This is a genomic window from Phycicoccus sp. Soil803 (assembly GCF_001429685.1).
Lineage (GTDB): Bacteria > Actinomycetota > Actinomycetes > Actinomycetales > Dermatophilaceae > Pedococcus.
The window spans coordinates 2736919-2757019 of sequence record NZ_LMST01000001.1 but is presented as its reverse complement, the minus strand read 5'-3'; the positions used below and the strand labels follow the sequence as shown (position 1 = coordinate 2757019).

Sequence of the window (20101 nt, the reverse complement as noted above, 5' to 3'; positions counted from 1 at the left end):
GGCGCGGATCCCTGCAGATCACCCAGTATGGGCAGGCTCGCCTGCGTTTGGACTCCCTCAGGAGGACTAGTCCTCGCCGGGGCGTGCCGGCCACCACCCTGGGCAGCCGGGCCACCGGGTTCGCAGTCCCTGAAAATCAGCCGGGCGAAGGTGTCAACCATTCCGCCGCTCGGTGCGACTCTCAGGGTGTGACCCCAATCCTGCGCGACGCCGGCCCGGGGGAGATCCTTCCCTCGGGGTCGAACGCGTCCGCCGTCGGGCGCGACGTCGCGGTGCCGCTGCTGTTCCGGGCCCACGGAGTGAGCCTGGTCCGGTTGGGCTACTGCCTCACCGGTGACCGGGGCGCGGCGGAGGAGGCCGTCCAGGACGCCTTCGTCTCGCTGTACCGCAACTGGGACACCCTGCGGGACCGGTCGGTCGCGCTGCCCTACCTGCGGGTCGCGCTGGTCAACCGGTGCCGGTCGGTGCACCGCAGCCGGGCCCGCACCGTCCGCGCGACCGAGCCGCTGACCCCCGAGGTCGCCACGTTGCCGGGCGCGGACGGGGCAGCCATCGCCCACGACGAGTCGGTGCGACTCGCTGCCGTGGTGCGCGAGCTCCCGCAGCGCCAACGCGAGGTGGTGGTCTGCCGCTACTACCTCGACCTGACCGAACGCCAGACCGCCGACCTGCTCGAGGTGTCCGTGGGCTCGGTCAAGAAGCACGCCAGCCGGGCGCTGGCCACCCTGCACGACCGCTTGGAGGTGGCGCCGTGAGCGACGTGGACGACGTGACCGCGATGGAGGCAAGGACCCGTTCGGCGCTGCACCGTGCGACCGACGGACTGCTGGTGACCGAGGACGACATGGACCGACTGGAGGGCGAGCTCATGACACTGTTGGAGACGAGGCCGTCGGAGGGCAAGGTTGCCCGCCGAGGTCGCTGGGAATGGGGAGTGGCTGCGGCAGCCGTGGCGGCGCTGGTCCTGGGTGGGGCGGCGCTGTGGCAGGTCAACCACGAGCAGACGGCCCCGGCGGTGCCGGCACCCGCACCGGCGCCGACCTGGCCGCTGGTCCCGCCCGAGCTGGTCGGGCTCTGGCAGAACCAGCCGGACAGCGAGTGGCTCTGGGAGTTCAGCGCGGATGGCCGGGTCTTCAACACCGACACACCGGTTGCCTACCTGCGTGGCGCACAGACCGCGCGAGGCGACGGCGCTCCCAGGACCCTCGGCACCCGAGAGGGCGACCTCTACACCTGGGCCCAGACCACCAAGGCCGGCTCGCAGGACGAGTGCGACAAGCTACGCATCCACGTCGACGGTCCGGACGCTGCCACTCTCACCCCCGGGTGTACGACCGGAGAGCAATGGGTCCTGCACCTGGAGCGGGTGTCGCCGCGCTCTGCGGCGGCTGGCGCCCTCGAGCCGAGGTTCCCCACCGAGGCCGCCCGCACCGTGACGGTCACGTCGCAGCTCGAGGGCACCTGGGTCAACGAGGCGACCGAGCAGGTGCTGGCCGTGGGGCAGGTGGAGTCGGGCGCCGCGCTCACCTACGTCCTCGACGACGACGGCGACGGCGCGGTCGACCCCGACCTGCGTGGTCTGCTCACGGTCGGCTCGGACGGCTCGGTGCGACCGGTTCCCGGATCGGGCACCGGCGACGGGTGTGCGCCCGTCTTCACGAAGGTGGTGTCCAGGACCGCGACGCTCACGACGACGAGCGGACCGGACGGCTGCTTCCCGACCGGGAGCACGCAGACCTGGCTGCGGCTCAACTGACCCGGACCGCTAGTCCCGGTGGGTCTCCCCGGGGAGGGCGAGCATCTGGTCGAGGGCGACCCGGGCGTGGTGAGCCACGTCCGGGTCGACCCGGATCGGGTTGACGACGCGGCCGGCCACGAGTGACTCGAGGGTCCACACGAGGTGGGGCAGGTCGATCCGGTTCATCGTCGAGCAGTAGCAGACGTTCTTCTCGAGGAACGAGATCTGCTGCTCGGGGAACTGCGCGGCGAGACGCCGCACGAGGTTGAGCTCGGTGCCGACGACCCACTTGGTGCCCGCCGGGGCGGCTGCGATGGTCTTGATGATCTTCTCGGTCGAGCCGACCTCGTCAGCGGCTTCCACGACCTCGTGCTGGCACTCCGGGTGGACGATCACCTTGACGTCGGGGATCTCGCGCCGGGCCTGCTCGACCGCGGCGAGGCTGAACCGCCCGTGCACCGAGCAGTGGCCGCGCCACAGGATCATCGTGGCGTCCTCGAGCTCCTGCCGGGTCAGGCCACCCATCGGCTTGTGCGGGTCGAAGACGACGCACCCGTCGAGCTCGCCGCCGAGGTCGCGGACGTAGGTGTTGCGGCCCAGGTGCTGGTCGGGCAGGAAGAGCACCTTGCCGCCCTCGCCGGCCTGGTCGAGGGCCCAGGTGAGGGCCGTGCGCGCGTTGGAGGAGGTGCAGATGGTGCCGCCGTGGCGGCCGGTGAAGGCCTTGATCGCCGCGGAGGAGTTCATGTAGGTGACCGGGATGGTCCGGTCCGCGACCCCGGCCTCGACCAGGTCGTCCCAGGCGTCCTCGACCTGCCGGATCGCGGCCATGTCGGCCATCGAGCACCCCGCCGCCAGGTCGGGCAGGATCACGGTCTGCTCGTCGCTGGTGAGGATGTCGGCCGACTCGGCCATGAAGTGGACCCCGCAGAACACGATGTACGGCGCGTCCGGCCGCGCGGCTGCGTCCTTGGCCAGCTTGAAGGAGTCACCGGTGACGTCGGCGAACTCGATGACCTCGTCGCGCTGGTAGTGGTGCCCGAGCACGAACACCTGGTCGCCGAGGGCCGCCTTGGCCGCGCGGGCGCGCTCGACGAGCCCCGGGTCGGAGGGGGCAGGCAGGTCGCCAGGGCACTCCACGCCGCGCTCGGTGTGCAGGTCGGTGCCCCGACCGAGGACCAGCAGCGGGAGAGGGGAGGGACGGGAGTCCGACTGCGTCACAGGAGTGCTCACGGACCGATCGTATGCCGTGCGGTCTGGTGCCCAGCGCCGGCCGCCGGGCTAGGGTCGCGCCCATGGACGACGACCTCGCGCTGGCCGCCCTGGGGACGGCGACCTCGGCGATGCTCGCCACGGTGCGGGCCGCCGACCTGGCAGCGGCGGTGCCGTCCTGCCCCGGCTGGTCCGTGACCGACCTCGTCGACCACCTCGGCCGGGTCCACCTCTGGGCCGCCCACAGCGCGCGCGAGGGCGCCCCTCCCGACCCCTACCCGCGGCGCGACCGCGACCAGCCACTCGGGGACTGGTATGCCGCGTGCGCCGAATCGATCGTGTCCACCCTGGCCGGGCTGCCTCCGGACCACCCCTCGTGGAGCTTCTCGGCAGACCCCGCCCACCGGACCGCGGGGTTCTGGCGCCGTCGCCAGTTCCACGAGACCACGGTGCACCACGTCGACGCGTTGCAGGCCGCTGGTCGCGTGCCGGTGTCCGGTCCGGTGGGGCAGGTCCCCGGCCTCACTCCACAGGAGGCGGCCGATGGCGTGGCGGAGGTGTTCGAGGTGATGGCCCCTCGCAGCCTGGTCCGTCACGCGGACCGCGCGCCGCTGGAGGTGATCCCCGCGCCTGAGCCGATCGCCTTGTGTTGCACCGACATCGAGGCGTCGTGGACCGTTCGGATGGTCGAGGGAGCCGTCGTGCTCGTCGACGGGGTTGCGAAGGGAGGGGTCGCCCGGGTCAGTGGACCCGCGACCCAGCTTTACCTCTCGCTCTGGCACCGCGCCGACGCTGCCGAGCTCTCGGCGGACGGCGACGAGGCAGCCGCCCGCCGGCTGCTGGCTGCCGCCCTGGTGCCGTAGGTGGGCTGACCTAGAGCGGGTGGATCTTGCTGCTGGACATCGCGACGCTGACGGTGTTCTCACCGAAGCGCACGTGGATCCGGTCGCCGGTGACCCGCACGACCGAGCCGAGGCCGTGCCGGTCGTGGGTGACCCGGTCGTTGACGGCGAAGTCCGGGATGACGGGGACCTCTGCGGCGCGGAAGGGGCTGTTGGGCAGGTGGGGCTTCTTGGCGGGCTGACGGGGGCGCATCTGTCTAGTGTGGACCTGTTTGCCGCCAGCCGCCTCCACCGCGCTGGGCATTTGCGCTCAATCCGTGCTCAACGGGGGCAAATTTGTCCCGCCGCTGTCACCCGCACCCGGACTGGAAGGATGGGACCGTGCACGTCGTCATCGCCCCGGACTGCTTCACCGGCACCCTCACCGCCCAGCAGGCCGCGGAGGCGATGGCCCAGGGGTGGGCCGCCAGCGCACCGCACGACCTCCTGACGCTGCGGCCACTGTCCGACGGTGGACCGGGGTTCCTCGACGTCCTCGCGGGGGCCCGGCCCGAGGCGCAGACCCTCGCGGTGACCGTGACCGACCCGCTCGGCCGTGAGGTGCCCGCAGCGCTGCTGGTGGTCGACGACGGTGGCCGCCGCACGGCATACCTCGAGTCGGCGCAGGCGGCCGGCCTCCACCTGCTCGCGGCCGACGAACGCAACCCTGCCCTCACGAGCACGTGGGGCGTGGGACGCCTGCTCGAAGCAGCCCTCGCCGAAGGCGTGAGCCGCATCGTCGTCGGTCTCGGTGGCAGCGCCACCAACGACGCGGGTGCCGGCCTGCTGGCGGCCCTGGGTGCCGGCGCGGCCCACGACCTGGCGCGCGGTGGGCTGGCGCTCGCGGAGATCTCCGACACGGCGCTGCCGGGGCTGGTCGAGGCCCGCGAGCGGTTCCGCGACGTCGAGCTCGTCCTCGCCACCGACGTCGAGTCGCCGCTGCTCGGGCTCCAGGGGGCCAGTGCGGTGTTCAGTCCCCAGAAGGGGGCTTCGCCGGAGGTGGCCCAGGCCCTGGAGGGTGCGCTGGGGCGGTTCGTCGAGGTCGTGCGGCGCACGGTGCCCGAGCAGACCGACCTGCTGACCGGCACGGCCAGGCGGCTGGACAAGACGCCCGGCGCCGGAGCCGCAGGCGGACTGGGCTACGCGCTGCTGCTGCTCGGCGGCACCCGGGTCAGTGGCGTGGGGGAGGTCCTCGAGGCGGTCGGGCTGCGCGAGCTGCTGCGGGCGGCCGACCTCGTGGTCACGGGGGAGGGCTCCTTCGACTGGCAGAGCCTGCAGGGCAAGGTCGTGGCGGGGGTCGCGGGGCTCGCCCTCGAGACGGCCACCCCCAGCGTCGTGATCGCCGGCCAGGCGCTCGTGGGTCGCCGGGAGGCCATGACGCTGGGGTTGTCCGGGAGCTATGCGGTGGCCGAGACGCCCGCCCAGGTGGAGGCGGCCATGACCGATCCGGTCGGCACACTCGCGGCGCGAACCGCCCGAGTGGCGGCCACCTGGTCCCCTCCCGCCTGAGCGCGTCGTACAGTGGAGTGGCGCGGGGAACATTTCGCGCGAACCGTGGGTTGGCACCAGTGGCCGACCTCCACCGACATGAAGGACGCATCACCATGAGTGTTCAGGACCAGACCGCTGCGGCGACCACCGTCGACGCCACCGAGGCGCCCGCCGAGGCCACGCACGGCGTGCTCCTCACTGATGTCGCTGCCGCCAAGGTGAAGTCCCTGCTCGAGCAGGAGGGTCGCGACGACCTGCGCCTGCGCGTCGGAGTCCAGCCCGGCGGCTGCTCCGGCCTCATCTACCAGCTGTACTTCGACGAGCGCACCCTCGACGGTGACCTCGTCCGCGACTTCGACGGTGTCGAGGTCGTCGTCGACCGGATGAGCGCCCCCTACCTCGAGAACGCGAGCATCGACTTCGCCGACACGATCGAGAAGCAGGGCTTCACCATCGACAACCCCAACGCCGGCAGCTCCTGCGCCTGCGGCGACTCCTTNCACAGCAGCTGATCGAGCACAGCAGCTGATCGAGCACAGCAGCTGATCGAGCACAGCAGCTGAGCACCGTCGAAGGGCCCGTCACCACTGGTGCCGGGCCCTTCGCTCGTCTGTCGGCACAGGACCAGCGCTAGCGGTACTCGGGGTTCGGGTAGTCGAACCGGGCACCCGCGTCCCACTCGGTGCGCTGGTTGCCTCCGACCGGGAAGCCGCCCGCGGCCTTCAGCAGCGCCGCGAGGTGCATGAGGTTCCAGGTCATGAACGTGGTGTTGCGCTGGGTGAACTCGTTCTCGGGGCCGCCGCTGCCCGGGTCGAGGTACGACGGACCGGGTCCCGCCTCGCCGATCCACCCGGCGTCCGCAGCCGGCGGGATCGAGTAGCCGATGTGCTGCAGGCTGTAGAGGATGTTGGACGAGCAGTGCTTGATGCCGTCCTCGTTGCCGGTGATGATCGCGCCGCCGACCTTGCCGTAGTAGACGTACTGACCCGCCGCGTTGGTCATCGACGAGCCGGCGTAGAGGCGCTCGATCACCTGCTTGGTGATGCTGGAGTTGTCGCCCAGCCAGATCGGCCCGGCGACCACGAGGATGTCGGAGTCGAGGATCCGCGCGAACAGCGTCGGCCACTCGTCGCGGTCCCACCCGTGCTCGGTCATGTCGACGTAGACACCCGTGGCGATGTCATGGTCGACGGCCCGGATCAGCTCGACGTCGACGCCGTGCTTGCGCATGATGCCCGCACTGATGTCGACCAGCGCCTGGGTGTTGCTGGTCTCGGGCGAGCGCTTGAGGGTGCAGTTGACGAAGGTGGCGCGCAGGCCGGTGAAGTCGAAGGCGGCGATCTCGGGCTCGGTCATGGACCGACTGTGCCCCCTGCGGTCCGTCGCGGCAATGGCTCGGAGCGCGCTGCGCGCGGTGAACCTCCACAACAGGTAGGTTTTCGTCCCGTGCAGATAGCCATCACGGGTTCCATCGCCACCGACCACCTGATGACCTTCAAGGGCAGGTTCCGCGACAGCCTCGTCGTCGAGCAGCTCGACAAGGTCTCGCTGTCGTTCCTCGCGGACGACCTCGAGGTCCGCCGGGGCGGGGTGGCAGCGAACATCGCGTTCGGCATGGCCAACCTCGGCCAGCGACCGATCCTCGTGGGGGCGGTGGGGGAGGACTTCGCCGACTACCGCAGCTGGCTCGAGCGCCATGGCGTCGACTGCCACTCGGTGCACGTGTCCGAGTCCAAGCACACCGCCCGCTTCGTCTGCACCACGGACGAGGACATGGCCCAGATCGCCACCTTCTACGCCGGCGCGATGAGCGAGGCACGGGCCATCGAGCTCGACCCCATCGCCCACCGCGTGGGCGGGCTCGACCTCGTCCTGGTCGGCGCCAACGACCCCGAGGCGATGCTGCGCCACACGCGCGAGTGCCGGTCCCGCGGCATACCGTTCGCGGCCGACCCGAGCCAGCAGCTCGCCTTCGCGGACGGCCAGACCATCCGCCAGCTCATCGACGGCGCCGACTTCCTGCTCACCAACGAGTACGAGGCGGCGTTGACCGAGCAGAAGACCGGCTGGGACGCCGACGAGATCGCCGACCGGGTGCACACCCGGGTCATCACGCGGGGCAAGGACGGCGTGTCCATCGAGCGCAAGGGCGAGGAGACCATCGAGGTCTCGGTCGCCCGCGAGGTGCGCCGAGCCGACCCGACCGGTGTCGGTGACGCGTTCCGGGCCGGCTTCCTCACCGGTCTGGCGGCCGACCTGGGGCTGCGGCACTCCGCCGAGCTCGGGTCGATGCTGGCGACGTACGTCATCGAGACCGTCGGCACCCAGGAGTACACGCTGGGCAAGGCGAGCTTCCTCCAGCGGCTGGCGGACGCCTACGGCCAGGAGTCGGCGGACGCCATCGAACCCCACATCGCCTGCATCGCACCGTAGGGACCGGTGCACCGGTGGTGACCGCCGAGCCGGTCGAGCCCCTGCCCACCAGCTGGGTCTTCGACCTCAGCGACGTGGACGACGGCGAGGACATGGTCGCCGTCGGGGGTGACCTGCGGGCGGGGACGCTGATCGAGGCCTACCGCAGCGGCGTGTTCCCGATGGGGCTCGGTGAGCTCGGCGCGCGGCCGCTCGGCTGGTGGTCACCGGACCCGCGCGGGGTCCTGCTGCCCGGCGGGGTGCACGCCAGCCGATCGCTCCAGAAGTCGTTGCGGCACTTCGAGATGCGGGTCGACACGGCCTTCCGCGAGGTGGTCGAGGCGTGTGCCGACCCCAGTCGCGAGGGCCGCTGGATCACCGACGAGATCATCGACGCCTACACCGAGCTGCACGCGCTCGGCTGGGCCCACAGCGTCGAGACCTGGCAGGACGGCCAGCTCGTCGGAGGGCTGTACGGCATCAACGTCGGCGGGCTCTTCGCCGGGGAGTCGATGTTCCACCGCGTCACCGATGCGTCCAAGGCCGCGGTCGTGGCCACCGCCGGCTACGTCTTCGCCGACGGCGACCCCCGCCGCCTCATCGACGTGCAGTGGGCCACCGACCACCTGCGCACCCTCGGCGTGGTCACGGTGTCCCGTCGCGACTACCTCGCGCGACTGCGCGAGGCCGTCGCGCTCGAGCCCCCGGCGTTCTCCGCCTAGGGGTCGCGGGACTCACCCCACGGTGCGCACCCGGTATGCCGCGTGCTCGCCGTCCGTGGCCACCTCGCCGAGGTAGTCCTGGCCGCGCATCCGGCACCACGCCGGGATGTCGGCCCGCGCCGCCGGGTCGGTCGCCCACACCTCGACGACGGTGCCGGCGGGGGAGCCCTGGGCGGCCCGGGCGAGCTCGATGACGGGCAACGGGCAGCGCAGGCCACGGGCGTCCACCACGACCTGGGGCTCGGCGCCGGCCGCCGCGTCCTGGTCGCCGGCCGGGCGCTGCGGGCCGGTCACAGTCGCCTGGCCCCGAGCTCGGTCCGCACCGACTCGACCACCTCGGCGATGACCGCGCAGAAGGCACCCACCTGGGCCGCCCGGTCGGGTGCCACGGCGGCCAGGGGCAGCGTGATGCGCACGTTGCCGTGGGTCAGGGCACCCATCGCCGCCAGGACGTGGCTCGGCTCGAGGGTGCTGGCCGTGCAGGCGGAGCCCGAGCCGACCGCGAAGCCCCGTCGGTCGAACTCGCGCACCAGTGCCTCCCCGTCGGCATAGAGCGCCGAGAAGGTCACGACGTGGGGGAGGCGACCCACCGGGTCGCCCACGACCTCGACGTCGGCGACCGCTGCGGCGGCGACCCGGATGAGGTCGACGAGCGCGAACGCCTCCGCGTGCTCGGCCTCGGCCTCGGCCGCGGTCTGCTGCCAGGCCTCGGCCGCCGCCAGCGCCAGCGGGACCCACGGCGTGTGGCCCGAGGGCCCGCTGATGGCGGCATCCGGGTCGGCCGGCCCCGGGAGCAACCACCGCGTGCGCCCCGGCACCAACAGGACCCCGAGGCCGCCGGGGCCACCCCAGGAGGCGGCGTCGCCGGCCAGGACGTCATAGGCCTCGGGCGGCGAGGTCCGCCCCAGGGACGCCTGCGCGTCGACCCCGAGCGGCACGCCGGCGGACTGGCAGGCCGCGCGGGCCGCCTCGAGGGGCTGGACCGTGCCCACCTCGCCGTTGGCGTGCTGGAGGACGGCGGCCACCGTCCCCGGTGCGGCGACGGCCTGTCGCCACGCGGCGAGGTCCACTCGCCCGGCGTGGTCGACGGCCACCGCGTCGAAGGCCGCCGGGTCGCCAGCGGCGTCGGCCGCATGGCGGCCCGGCACGAGGACCGCAGAGTGCTCGACGGCGGAGGCGACCACGCGCGCTCCGCGGCGCCGCGCGGCATACCGGAGGCCGTCGGTCATCCAGCGGACCGCGGTCGGGCCGTCTGGCGCGAAGGCGACCTCCGACGGGCTGACCGAGAGCCCCGTGGCGAGCACCTCGCGGGCCTGGTCGAGCAGCCGTCGCGCGGCCCGTCCTTCGCGGTGCAGGCGGCGCGGATCGGCCCACCCGGCGTCGAGCGCGGCGAGCATCGTCTCCCTGGCTCGCGGGTGCATCGGCCCGGGTGCCGCGTCAAGGACTGCACGCCCGGGGAGACGGTCGGATTCGCCGCTGGGAGCGTCGTCCGGGGAGGGGTTCGCCACACCCTGACGTTAGCCGCACCCTGACCGGACGGGACGCACCGGCTGGAGTAGGGTTTGGCGCGATGGCCCATCACTGTCTCGAAGAAGGTGCACCGTTGCGTCAGCACGACGTCTCTGCGCCGCGCCCACAGCGGCGGCGGACTGCTCAGAGGAGAACGACCACGGCTCTCGGGCTGTCGCTCGTCGCCCTCGCCCTCTCCGGCTGCGCCGGGCGCGTCCAGGACGGCTTCCTGCCGCGCGCCGTGACCGAGGGTGGCGAACGCGTCACCTCGCTCTGGAACGGCGCCTGGATCGCCGCGCTGCTCGTGGGCGTCCTCGTCTGGGGCCTGATCGGCTGGTGCGTGGTGGCCTACCGCCGCAAGAAGGACGACACCACCCTGCCGGTGCAGCTGCGCTACAACGTGCCGATGGAGATCCTCTACACGATCGTCCCGGTCTTCATGATCGCGGTGCTCTTCTACTACACCGCCCGTGACGAGGCAGCCCTGCTCGACACCTCCAAGCACCCCGACGTGGTCGTCAACGTGGTGGGCAAGAAGTGGAGCTGGGACTTCAACTACGTGAACGAGCAGACCTACGAGAGCGGCACCCAGGCCGAGCTCACGGGGGAGCCCGGTACCGAGGAGAACCTCCCGACCCTCTACCTGCCGGTCGACAAGCGCATCGAGTTCGTCCTGACCTCGCGCGATGTCATCCACTCGTTCTGGGTGCCGGCCTTCCTGCAGAAGCTCGACATGATCCCCGGTCGGGTCAACAAGTTCCAGGTCTTCCCGACCGAGACCGGTGACTTCAAGGGCAAGTGCGCCGAGCTCTGCGGCGCCTACCACTCGCAGATGCTGTTCAACGTCAAGGTCGTCGACCAGGCCAGCTACGACGCGCACATCGCCGACCTCAAGGCCCAGGGCAACACCGGTCAGCTCGACAACAGCCTGAACCCGTCCAAGGTCATGGACGAGGACACGCACCTCATCCCGAGCGCAGGGAGCAACTGATGGCAGCGGCAACCGAGTCGACCGCCGGGACCTACTACCGGTCCACCGAGGCCACCGCGACCCGCCGGCTCACCAAGGGCCAGACCGTCGTCAAGTGGGCGTCGACCACCGACCACAAGGTGATCGGCAACCTCTACTTCATCACCTCGTTCATCTTCTTCATCTTCGGCGGCGTGCTCGCCCTGCTGATCCGGGCCGAGCTGTTCCAGCCCGGGCTGCAGGTCGTCGACAACCCCGACCAGTTCAACCAGCTGTTCACGATGCACGGCACGATCATGCTGCTGCTGTTCGCGACGCCGCTGTTCGCCGGGTTCGCCAACGCGCTGATGCCGATCCAGATCGGTGCGCCCGACGTGGCGTTCCCGCGGCTCAACATGTTCGCCTACTGGCTCTACCTCTTCGGTGGCCTGATCGCCTCCGCGGGCTTCCTCACGCCGTCGGGTGCGGCGTCGTTCGGCTGGTTCGCCTACTCGCCGCTGTCGGACGCCTCCAACACCCCCGGTCTCGGTGGCGACCTGTGGGTCTTCGGCCTCGCGCTCGGTGGTTTCGGCACCATCCTCGGTGCGGTCAACTTCATCACCACGATCATCTGCATGCGCGCTCCCGGCATGACGATGTTCCGGATGCCGATCTTCACCTGGACGATCCTGATCACCAGCCTGCTCGTGCTGATGGCGTTCCCGGTGCTGGCCTCCGCTCTGCTGGCCCTCGGCGCCGACCGCAAGTTCGGGGCGCAGATCTTCGAGGCCGACAACGGCGGGCCGATGCTGTGGCAACACCTGTTCTGGTTCTTCGGCCACCCCGAGGTCTACATCATCGCGTTGCCGTTCTTCGGGATCATCTCCGAGATCCTCCCGGTGTTCTCGCGCAAGCCGATCTTCGGCTACAAGACCCTGGTCTTCGCGACCATCGGCATCGCGGCCCTGTCGGTCACCGTCTGGGCCCACCACATGTACGCGACCGGCCAGGTCCTGCTCCCGTTCTTCGCGGTCATGACGATGCTCATCGCCGTGCCCACGGGCGTGAAGTTCTTCAACTGGATCGGCACGATGTGGGGCGGCAAGCTCTCCTTCGAGACGCCGATGCTCTGGGCGATCGGCTTCCTCGTCACGTTCCTCTTCGGGGGCCTGACCGGCATCATCCTGTCCAGCCCGGCCCTCGACTTCCACCTGTCCGACAGCTATTTCGTGGTGGCGCACTTCCACTACGTGGTGTTCGGCACCGTGGTCTTCGCGATGTTCGCCGGCTTCTACTTCTGGTGGCCCAAGTTCACCGGCCGGATGCTCGACGAGACGCTGGGCAAGATCCACTTCTGGATGCTGTTCATCGGCTTCCACACCACCTTCCTCATCCAGCACGTGCTGGGGGTCGACGGCATGCCGCGTCGCTACGCCGACTACCTGCCCGAGGACGGCTTCACCTGGATGAACCAGCTGTCCACCTTCGGTGCGTTCCTGCTGGCGGCGTCCACGCTCCCGTTCCTCTACAACGTCTGGAAGACCTGGCGCACCGCGCCGCTGGTCGAGACCGACGACCCGTGGGGCTACGGCGCGTCGCTGGAGTGGGCCACCTCGTGCCCGCCGCCGCGGCACAACTTCGACACGATCCCGCGGATCCGCTCCGAGCGGCCGGCCTTCGACCTGCACCACCCCGAGGCGGCCCCGCTGTCCGGTGTGCACGCCGACCCCGACACGCTGACCCGGATCATGGCCGAGACCCGCACGGGCGAGGAGCACGTCACGGGCGAGTACGACCACGACAAGCACCCGCGGTACCACGAGGAGCGTGACTGACCCGTGAAGATCGAGTACAAGCTCTTCATCGTCCTGGCGGCCTTCTTCGCCCCCGTCGGCCTCGCCTACGGCATCTTCACCGACTGGAAGGAGCCGGTCGGACCGGCCGGACTGTTCCTGTCCGCGGGGCTGGGCGCGATGATCGCGTTCTACCTGTGGGCCACCGCCCGCCGGCTCCCCGAGCGCCCCGAGGACAACCCCGGTGGGGAGATCGCCGAGCACGAGGGTGAGTACGGCTTCTTCAGCCCGCACTCCTGGTGGCCGCTGCCCCTGGCCGGCGCGGCGGCGATCTGCTTCCTGGGTCTGGCGGTCGGCTGGTGGCTGTTCATCATCGGAGCCACCTTCGGCGTGGTCGCCCTGGTGGGCTGGACCTTCGAGTACTTCAAGGGCCCGCACGCCGTCTGAGCACGCGTGCGTGGCCGATCGGCCGGGTGTGACCCTGCGGGGTCGCCCCCGGCCGTTCTCATGCCCCCTCCGAGCGGCCGGTTGCGCGGTAATGCTGGCGCTTGCCTGCAGGTGCCGTGGTTGAGGAACGTCCTCGTGCTGTCAGGGGCATCGCCGTCGAGCAGGTAGACTGACCTCCGGTCCGCGCAGGGGCGGGCCGTCGGTCTCTGCGGGGGCTGGGGCTCAGGGGGCCTGGCGCGAACTCGTGATCGCCCGGCCAGACACAGTTGCATAGCCAACCATTCAGGCCTGTCCGGCGTCTGTCGGGATGACGGCCATCGTCGGGCGGGTCCTGCGGCTGTGGCCGAGGACGCGACACGACACGCTGTTCAGATCACGCACAGGGCGCCACGACGGCGCAGAGCACAGGAGTACACGTGGTGGGTAGGACTCGAGGGGCACGACTGGCCGTGGCCGCGACCATGGTCGCGGGGCTGGCCCTGGTCGCCGGGTGTTCGGGCGGCGTCGACAGCCCGGCGACCGACGACGTGGCCGGCTCCAGCTCCTCGTCGTCCTCGTCGTCGTCGTCGGCGGCGACTGCCACGCCGGCCGAGCTGACCATCACGCCGGCCAAGGGCGCCACGGGCGTGCTCCCGACCGAGCCCGTGGTGGTCACGGCCACCAGCGGCACCCTCGGTGAGGTCACCGTCACCGACGCCACGGGCCGCAAGGTCGCGGGCGAGCTGGGCGACGACGGCACGTGGACCTCCAGTGGGCTGCTGGCTCCCAGCGCGGCATACACGGTCAGCGCGACCGCCACCGGCGAGGACGGCACGCCGTCCACCACGACCTCGACCTTCAAGACCCTGAAGCCCAAGGTCACCGCGACCTACGGCATCCTCAACTCCGGTGAGACCATCGGCGTCGGTATGCCGGCCAGCATCCAGTTCGACTCGGCCGTCACCACCGCGAAGATGCGCGCCGAGGTCGAGAAGCGGGTCACCGTCACCACCTCGCCCAAGCAGGCCGGGGCGTGGGGCTGGCTCGACAACCGCCAGCTGATGTGGCGCCCGGCGTACTACTGGAAGCCCGGCACCAAGGTCACCATCACCGCGCCGCTGACCGGCGTCCAGACCGGCGAGGGCAAGTGGGTCGGCAACGACGACAGCGCCAGCTTCACGGTGGGCTCGTCGATGGTCTCCACGGTCGACATCAAGGGTCACCACATGACGGTCCGTCGTGGCGGCCAGGTCATCAAGGTGATCCCGGTCAGCACCGGTCGCCCCGGCGCCACCACCGAGACCCGGTCGGGGACCAAGGTGATCATCCGCAAGGAGGGTCACGTCACGATGGACTCGACGACCATCGGCATCCCCAAGGGCAAGCCCGGCTACTACAAGGAGGAGACGGACTGGAACCTGCGGGTCACCTGGACCGGTGAGTACCTCCACTCCGCCCCGTGGTCGGTGGGTGCCCAGGGCAACGCCAACGTCAGCCACGGCTGCGTGAACATGTCGCCGGCCAACGCCAAGTGGATGTTCGAGAACTCCAAGGTCGGTGACGTGGTGACCTTCAAGGGGTCCAACCGCCCGTTCCTGCCGACCGAGGGCATCGGTGTCTGGCAGTACTCGTTCGCGAAGTGGAAGGCGCAGAGCGCCCTCGCCTGAGCCTTGCCGGCCGAGGGCGCCAAGGGAGCGCGGAGGCGGCGAGTCATCGCCCGGTGCGGCGGCGACCCTCGAGTGTCGCCCGGTGAGTCGGCGCCGGGTGTGTCATGGTTCAAGGGTGCACCGGACCCGCCTGCTCGTGACCTGCTCGGTGCTGGCCGTGCTCGGCCTCGCCGGGTGTGCCGACTCGTCGGGCGCCGACGCGGTCGGCAGCGCCGCCACCACCACGACGAGCCCGACCAGCGCCCGCACCACGACGACCACCACGACCACCGTGTCCGCGGCCTCGTCCGCGACTGCGGTCGTCCCGGTCAGCAAGCTGATCGTCTTCGTCGTCGAGAACCACTCGCTCGCGCAGATGCGCGCGCAGATGCCCTACACCTACAAGCTCGCGCAGACCTACGGCTACGCGACCAGCTACTTCGGGGTGCGCCACCCGTCCCTGCCCAACTACATCGCCATCGCGTCGGGCAGCACCCACCTCGTCACCACGAACAAGGCCCCGGCCGACAACGTCCCCGTGCGCGGACCCTCGGTCTTCGGCCGGACGATCTCGGCGGGGCTCAAGGCCGCGGTCTACGTGGACGCCATGCCCGGCAACTGCGCCCTGGTGTCCAGCGGGCGGTACGCCGTGAAGCACAACCCGTGGCCCTACTTCGTCGACGAGCGGGCGCTCTGCCGCAAGTACGACCTGCCGGTCTCCGCGCTCGGGCCCGCCGTCGACGGGGGCTCCCTGCCGCACGCCGCGATGGTCGTCCCCGACCTGTGCCACGACGCGCACGACTGCAGCCTCGCCACGGCCGACCGGTGGTTCCAGGGGTGGATGACCAGGATCCAGGCCGGCCCGGACTGGAAGGCCGGTCGGCTCGCCGTCGTGCTCACCGCCGACGAGGACGACAAGACCGCCGGCAACCGGGTGCTCACGGTCGTGGCGCACCCCAGCCAACGACACCGGGTGGTGACGGCCCGGCTCGACCACTACTCGCTGGCCCGGCTCTACGCCGAGGTCACCGGCACCGAGCCGCTCGGACGCGCGAAGACCGCCACCTCGATGGCCACGACCTTCCACCTGCCGCTGCGCTGACGGGCGGCACGCCGCGTCGACGCTCAGTCCCAGCCGAGGGCGTGGAGCCGCTCGTCGTCGATGCCGAAGTGGTGGGCGATCTCGTGCACCACGGTCACGGCGATCTCGTCGAGCAGGTCGTCACGGTCCTCGCACATCCGGGTCAGCGGCCCGCGGAAGATGGTGATCCGGTCGGGGAGTGCGCCCGCCCACGCGTCACCGCGCTCGGTCAGGGGTGTCCCGTCGTAGACGCCGAGCAGCTCCGGGTCGTCGGCGGGCGGCTCGTCCTCGACGAAGAAGACCACGTTGTCGAGTAGCCGCATCAGCTCCGGCGGTACGGCGTCCAACGCATCCCCGACCGCCAGCTCGAACTCCGCCGCGTCCATCTCGACCACGGACCCAGCCTGCCACGAGCGGGCCGCACCTCAGACAGCGGTATGCCGCCCGCTCGAGATGAGGGGGCGGCATACCGCGTCGTGAGCGGTCAGGGGCGCTTGGGAGGCTCCCTGCGGGCGCTCTCGAGGGCGGGGCGGGTCTCGTCGTCAGTGGCCTCGATGGCACCGATCGACTCGTGGCCGTGGCCGTCGTGGTGGGCGGCGGCGAGCTCGGCCGGCGTGACCGGGTTGATCGAGTCGCTGAAGTAGAACCGGGACAGCGCCGAGCGGGCCTTGTCCTTGCGCGCGGTGGGCGAGACCACGCCGTGCTCGTCGGTCGCCCTCTCGAGGGTGAGGACCTCGTGGGGGTCGTGCTGCACGAGGTTCCAGCGGGTGAACTCGTCGAGCGGCTCGTGCTGCTCGAAGAACTTCCCGTCGGCGGTGCGGATGATGCGACCGGTCTCGCGGCCGTGCAGGACCAGGTCGCGGTCCTTGCGCTGCAGCGACAGGCAGATCCGCTTGGTCACCCAGAACACCAGTGGGGGAGCGATGAAGAACGCCGCCCGCAGGATGTGGGTGATGTCGTTGATGGACAGGTGCAGCTTGATCGCCATCAGGTCGTTGCCGGCGGCGAACATGAGCACGCCGTAGGCCGTCAGCCCTGCCATGCCCAGCCCCGTGCGGGTGGGGTTGTTGCGCGGCCGGTCGAGCAGGTGGTGCTCGCGGGTGTCGCCGGTCACCCACCGCTCGAGGAACGGGTAGACGGCCATCAGCCCGTACATCACCGGGATCAGCAGGATGGCGCCGATCATGACGTTGAACGAGAAGGTGAACCCGAACGCGGTGAACTCCAGCCAGCCGGGCAGCAGGCGCAGCGCTCCGTCGGCGAAGCCCATGTACCAGTCCGGTTGGGACCCCGCCGTCACGGGCGACGGGTCGTACGGCCCATAGGCCCAGATCGGGTTGATCGTGACCAGGCCGGAGATGAGCGAGATGACACCGAAGACGATGAAGAAGAAGCCACCGGCCTTGGCCGCGTAGACCGGCATCACCGGGAAGCCGACGACGTTGTCGTTGGTGCGACCCGGCCCGGGGTACTGGGTGTGCTTGTGCACGAACACCAGCCCGATGTGCGCCGTGAACAGGCCGACCAGGATCGCCGGGAGCAGCAGCACGTGGATCGAGAACAGGCGGGGGATGATCGCCTCGCCCGGGAACGGGCCGTCGAACAGCGCGAACGACAGGTAGGAGCCGAGCACGGGCACCGAGCGCATGAAGCCCTCGGCGGCGCGCAGGCCGGTGCCGGACAGCAGGTCGTCGGGGAGCGAGTAGCCCGCGAAGCCCTCGACCAGCGCCAGCATCGACAGGATGCAGCCGATCACCCAGTTGATCTCGCGCGGCTTGCGGAACGCGCCGGTGAAGAAGACGCGGAGCATGTGGACCGACAGCGCCACGATGAACATCAGCGCGGCCCAGTGGTGGATCTGGCGGATCAGCAGGCCACCGCGGATGTCGAACGAGATGTCGACGGTGGAGCGGAACGCCTCGGACATCGTGATGCCACGCAGCGGCAGGTAGGAGCCGTCGTAGACGACCTGACCGGCGCTCGGGACGAACCAGAAGGTGAGGAAGGTGCCCGACAGCAGGCAGATGATCATGGAGTACATGGCGACTTCGCCGAGCATGAACGACCAGTGCTCGGGGAAGACCTTCTTCATGAGGTAGCCCACGGGCTTGGCGGCACCGGTGCGGTCGTCGAGCCAGCCGGCCACTCCACCGACGGCCTTCAGGGCGGGGGCGGTGGGTGCCTCGGGCGTGACGTCGTCCTTGCGCAGGCGATCGATGGGGTCGGCCGACCCGCTGCGTCCGTTGCTGCTCATGCGGAACCACGCTCCCAGAAACTCGGACCGACAGCCTCACGGAACGGGGCGTCGGCCACCAGGTAACCCTCGGAATCGACGGTGATCTTCAGCTGCGGCAAGGGGCGCTTGGCCGGGCCGAAGATGACCTTGCAGTCCTGCGTCACGTCGAACGTCGACTGGTGGCAGGGGCAGAGCAGGTGGTGCGTCTGCTGCTCGTACAGGCCCACGGGGCAACCGACGTGGGTGCAGATCTTGGAGTAGGCGACGATGCCCTCGTGGCCCCAGTCGCGCTCCTTCTGGGGCTTGATGTCCTCGGGGTTGAGGCGCATCAGGAGCACTGCGGCCTTGGCCTTGTCCTCGAGGACGTGCTCGGAGTCCTTGATCGACTCGGGGAGCACGTGGAAGACCGAGCCGATGGTGACCTGGTCGGCGCGGATCGGCGTGCGCTCGGGGTCGCGGACGAGGCGGTCGCCCTTCTTCCACATGGTCGTGGACAGCTGGTCCTTCGGGAGCGGTCCGAGTCCACCGACCAGCGGCAGCAGGATCGCGAGCGGCGGCAGTGCCAGCGCGCCGGCGAGTGAGAACTTGATGAGGGGGCGGCGCCCGAGCTGGGCCTTCTCGCCCCCGTCCATGAGGTTGGTGACGACCCGCTGGCGGTCCTCGTCACTCGCGCGCTGGGTGTGGCGGTACTCGACCGACTCGGAGTCGGGCATCAGGGTCTTGGCCCAGTGCACGGCGCCGACGCCGCACCCGAGCAGGGCCAGCGCCATGGTGATCCCGAGGACCACGTTGTAGATGCTGGCGTTGCCGATGCCGGGGATGAAGCCCGACTTCTCGGGGTCGATGGCGAAGTAGGCCACGATGAAGAGGATGGTGCCGAGGCTGGAGAGCCCGAAGAGCGCCGCGACCTGCTTCTCGGCGCGCTTGGCGCCCTTCTCGTCCAGGTCGGCCATCCGCGCGACGTGCGGGGGAAGGCCCGGGTCCTCGAAGCGGGCCGGCAGACCGCCGGTGCCCTCGACATGGCCCTGGTCGAGGCGGACCGCGGTCGAGCCGTAGCCGTCGCCAGTGCCGACGACCTCGCCGTGCGGCGTGTCGTGTTCGCTCATCGTGTCGTCGATCCTGTCGAGTCGCGGTGGTCAGTTCCAGTGTCGCCGCACGGGGCGGATGTGGCCAGACATGGTGACGCAGTCATCACGCGGCCTTCCGGCCGAGCCAGACGGCGAAGCCGACCATGATGCCGAGCCCGAAGATCCAGACGAACAGGCCCTCGGAGACGGGGCCGAGGTTGCCCAGGGCCATGCCGCCGACGTTCTCCTGCTTGTCGACCTCATGGAGGTAGGCGACGATGTCGTTCTTGGCCTCGGGGGAGATGTTGTCGTCGTTGAAGACGGGCATCGACTGCGGGCCGGTCACCATCGCCTCGTAGATGTGCTTGCCCTCGATGTCGCGCAGGGCCGGGGCGTACTTGCCCCGGGTGAGCGCGCCACCCGAGCCGGCGAAGTTGTGGCACATGGCGCAGTTGACGCGGAACAGCTCGGCGCCGAGGGCGACGTCGCCCCCCTCACCAGTGGTGTACTCCGCGTCGGGCACGGCGGGGCCGGGGGCCAGCGAGGCGATGTAGGCGGCGACGGCCGAGATCTGCTCCTGGCTGAACCGGACCTCGTCGGCGCGGGGCGCCTGGACGTTCGGGGCTGCCATCGGCATCCGTCCGGTGCCCATCTGGAAGTCCACGGCGGCGGCACCGACGCCCGGGAGGGCGGGGCCGGCCTTCGTGCCCTGGGCCTGCAGGCCGTGGCAGGTCGCGCAGTTGGCCAGGAAGAGCTTCTTGCCCTCCTCGACCGAACTGGCCGCGGCAGTGGCGGCGTCGGCCTGCTTGGGGGCGAAGGTCGAGTACGCGACCCCGGTGAGGATCAGACCCAGGAGCAGGAGCAGGGCGATCGCGGCCGGGTGTCGGCGGCGGGCGGCCAAGGCGTTCACGGTGCGGTCCTGTCGACGGAGGTGGGCAGGG

At 70.6% G+C, this 20101-nt stretch carries 20 protein-coding genes and 1 pseudogene; 12 read left to right on the top strand and 9 right to left on the bottom strand.

Going from position 1 to position 20101, the window contains the following annotated elements; translation table 11 throughout:
- Window positions 1-188: 188 nt before the first annotated feature.
- Together ASG95_RS12665 and ASG95_RS12660 are read left to right on the top strand one after the other, a co-directional pair.
- Window positions 189-755 carry an RNA polymerase sigma factor gene (locus ASG95_RS12665; RefSeq protein WP_162257486.1) on the top strand — a complete coding sequence of 189 codons (567 nt, stop codon included), beginning with the start codon at window positions 189-191 and terminating at the stop codon, window positions 753-755.
- Window positions 752-1756, top strand: coding sequence for a hypothetical protein (locus ASG95_RS12660; protein ID WP_056920731.1), 1005 nt, complete (start codon window positions 752-754; stop codon window positions 1754-1756). Before ASG95_RS12665 ends, ASG95_RS12660 begins: the two co-directional genes overlap by 4 nt.
- 9 nt (window positions 1757-1765) lie before the next feature.
- Here ASG95_RS12660 and nadA read toward each other — a convergent pair whose 3' ends face one another.
- A complete protein-coding gene (gene nadA / locus ASG95_RS12655) occupies window positions 1766-2968 on the bottom strand; it encodes a quinolinate synthase NadA (RefSeq protein ID WP_235543842.1) in 1203 nt (400 codons plus the stop codon).
- A 62-nt stretch (window positions 2969-3030) separates the two neighbouring features.
- Here nadA and ASG95_RS12650 point away from each other — a divergent pair, with 62 nt between their 5' ends.
- Complete coding sequence (locus ASG95_RS12650) at window positions 3031-3810, top strand: maleylpyruvate isomerase N-terminal domain-containing protein (protein ID WP_057377698.1); 780 nt, start codon at window positions 3031-3033, stop codon at window positions 3808-3810.
- A 10-nt stretch (window positions 3811-3820) separates the two neighbouring features.
- On the opposite strand, the gene ASG95_RS12645 is transcribed toward ASG95_RS12650, so the two are convergent.
- Window positions 3821-4042 (bottom strand): hypothetical protein, encoded by a 222-nt coding sequence (locus ASG95_RS12645; protein WP_056920734.1) that lies wholly within the window; start codon window positions 4040-4042, stop codon window positions 3821-3823.
- A 128-nt stretch (window positions 4043-4170) separates the two neighbouring features.
- On the opposite strand from ASG95_RS12645, the gene ASG95_RS12640 reads away from it, so the two are divergent.
- Together ASG95_RS12640 and ASG95_RS12635 are read left to right on the top strand one after the other, a co-directional pair.
- On the top strand, window positions 4171-5337 hold the full coding sequence (locus ASG95_RS12640) for a glycerate kinase (RefSeq protein WP_057377697.1): 1167 nt from the start codon (window positions 4171-4173) through the stop codon (window positions 5335-5337).
- 95 nt (window positions 5338-5432) lie between these two features.
- Window positions 5433-5818: pseudogene (locus tag ASG95_RS12635) on the top strand (HesB/IscA family protein); the annotation flags it as partial.
- Window positions 5819-5949: 131 nt separating this feature from the next.
- On the opposite strand, the gene ASG95_RS12630 reads toward ASG95_RS12635, so the two are convergent.
- Complete coding sequence (locus ASG95_RS12630; protein WP_056920737.1) at window positions 5950-6675, bottom strand: flavodoxin family protein; 726 nt, start codon at window positions 6673-6675, stop codon at window positions 5950-5952.
- 90 nt (window positions 6676-6765) lie between these two features.
- Here ASG95_RS12630 and ASG95_RS12625 point away from each other — a divergent pair, with 90 nt between their 5' ends.
- Both ASG95_RS12625 and aat read left to right on the top strand, forming a co-directional pair.
- Window positions 6766-7752, top strand: coding sequence for a carbohydrate kinase family protein (locus tag ASG95_RS12625; protein WP_056920738.1), 987 nt, complete (start codon window positions 6766-6768; stop codon window positions 7750-7752).
- 17 nt (window positions 7753-7769) lie between these two features.
- A complete protein-coding gene (gene aat / locus ASG95_RS12620) occupies window positions 7770-8453 on the top strand; it encodes a leucyl/phenylalanyl-tRNA--protein transferase (protein WP_057378898.1) in 684 nt (227 codons plus the stop codon).
- A gap of 12 nt (window positions 8454-8465) precedes the next feature.
- Here the strand turns inward: aat and ASG95_RS12615 are convergent, their stop codons facing one another.
- Together ASG95_RS12615 and ASG95_RS12610 are read right to left on the bottom strand one after the other, a co-directional pair.
- Window positions 8466-8747, bottom strand: a complete 282-nt coding sequence (locus ASG95_RS12615; protein WP_057377695.1) for a sulfurtransferase TusA family protein — start codon at window positions 8745-8747, stop codon at window positions 8466-8468.
- Window positions 8744-9961, bottom strand: a complete 1218-nt coding sequence (locus tag ASG95_RS12610) for an aminotransferase class V-fold PLP-dependent enzyme (RefSeq protein WP_235543839.1) — start codon at window positions 9959-9961, stop codon at window positions 8744-8746. The genes ASG95_RS12615 and ASG95_RS12610 overlap by 4 nt, the downstream gene beginning before the upstream one ends.
- A 62-nt stretch (window positions 9962-10023) precedes the next feature.
- Here ASG95_RS12610 and coxB point away from each other — a divergent pair, with 62 nt between their 5' ends.
- The 5 genes from coxB to ASG95_RS12585 all read left to right on the top strand — a co-directional run bounded on the left by coxB (window position 10024) and on the right by ASG95_RS12585 (window position 15878).
- A complete protein-coding gene (coxB, locus tag ASG95_RS12605; protein ID WP_082592580.1) occupies window positions 10024-10953 on the top strand; it encodes a cytochrome c oxidase subunit II in 930 nt (309 codons plus the stop codon).
- Window positions 10953-12746, top strand: a complete 1794-nt coding sequence (gene ctaD, locus ASG95_RS12600) for a cytochrome c oxidase subunit I (protein ID WP_057377692.1) — start codon at window positions 10953-10955, stop codon at window positions 12744-12746. The genes coxB and ctaD overlap by 1 nt, the downstream gene beginning before the upstream one ends.
- A gap of 3 nt (window positions 12747-12749) precedes the next feature.
- Complete coding sequence (locus tag ASG95_RS12595; RefSeq protein ID WP_056920742.1) at window positions 12750-13151, top strand: cytochrome c oxidase subunit 4; 402 nt, start codon at window positions 12750-12752, stop codon at window positions 13149-13151.
- Window positions 13152-13600: 449 nt separating this feature from the next.
- Window positions 13601-14797 carry an Ig-like domain-containing protein gene (locus ASG95_RS12590; RefSeq protein WP_235543837.1) on the top strand — a complete coding sequence of 399 codons (1197 nt, stop codon included), beginning with the start codon at window positions 13601-13603 and terminating at the stop codon, window positions 14795-14797.
- Window positions 14798-14912: 115 nt separating this feature from the next.
- On the top strand, window positions 14913-15878 hold the full coding sequence (locus tag ASG95_RS12585; protein WP_057377691.1) for an alkaline phosphatase family protein: 966 nt from the start codon (window positions 14913-14915) through the stop codon (window positions 15876-15878).
- 23 nt (window positions 15879-15901) lie between these two features.
- Here the strand turns inward: ASG95_RS12585 and ASG95_RS12580 are convergent, their stop codons facing one another.
- The 4 genes from ASG95_RS12580 to ASG95_RS12565 form a co-directional block, all read right to left on the bottom strand.
- Window positions 15902-16243 carry a metallopeptidase family protein gene (locus ASG95_RS12580; RefSeq protein ID WP_082593190.1) on the bottom strand — a complete coding sequence of 114 codons (342 nt, stop codon included), beginning with the start codon at window positions 16241-16243 and terminating at the stop codon, window positions 15902-15904.
- Between the two features lie 98 nt (window positions 16244-16341).
- Window positions 16342-18111: a ubiquinol-cytochrome c reductase cytochrome b subunit gene (locus ASG95_RS12575; RefSeq protein ID WP_057377689.1), complete on the bottom strand. Its 1770-nt coding sequence runs from the start codon at window positions 18109-18111 to the stop codon at window positions 16342-16344.
- Window positions 18108-19199, bottom strand: a complete 1092-nt coding sequence (locus ASG95_RS12570; protein WP_056920746.1) for a ubiquinol-cytochrome c reductase iron-sulfur subunit — start codon at window positions 19197-19199, stop codon at window positions 18108-18110. Before ASG95_RS12570 ends, ASG95_RS12575 begins: the two co-directional genes overlap by 4 nt.
- 85 nt (window positions 19200-19284) lie before the next feature.
- The gene (locus ASG95_RS12565) at window positions 19285-20070 is read right to left on the bottom strand and encodes a c-type cytochrome (protein ID WP_057377688.1); all 786 of its coding nucleotides are present in this window, start codon (window positions 20068-20070) and stop codon (window positions 19285-19287) included.
- Between the last annotated feature and the right edge of the window lie 31 nt (window positions 20071-20101).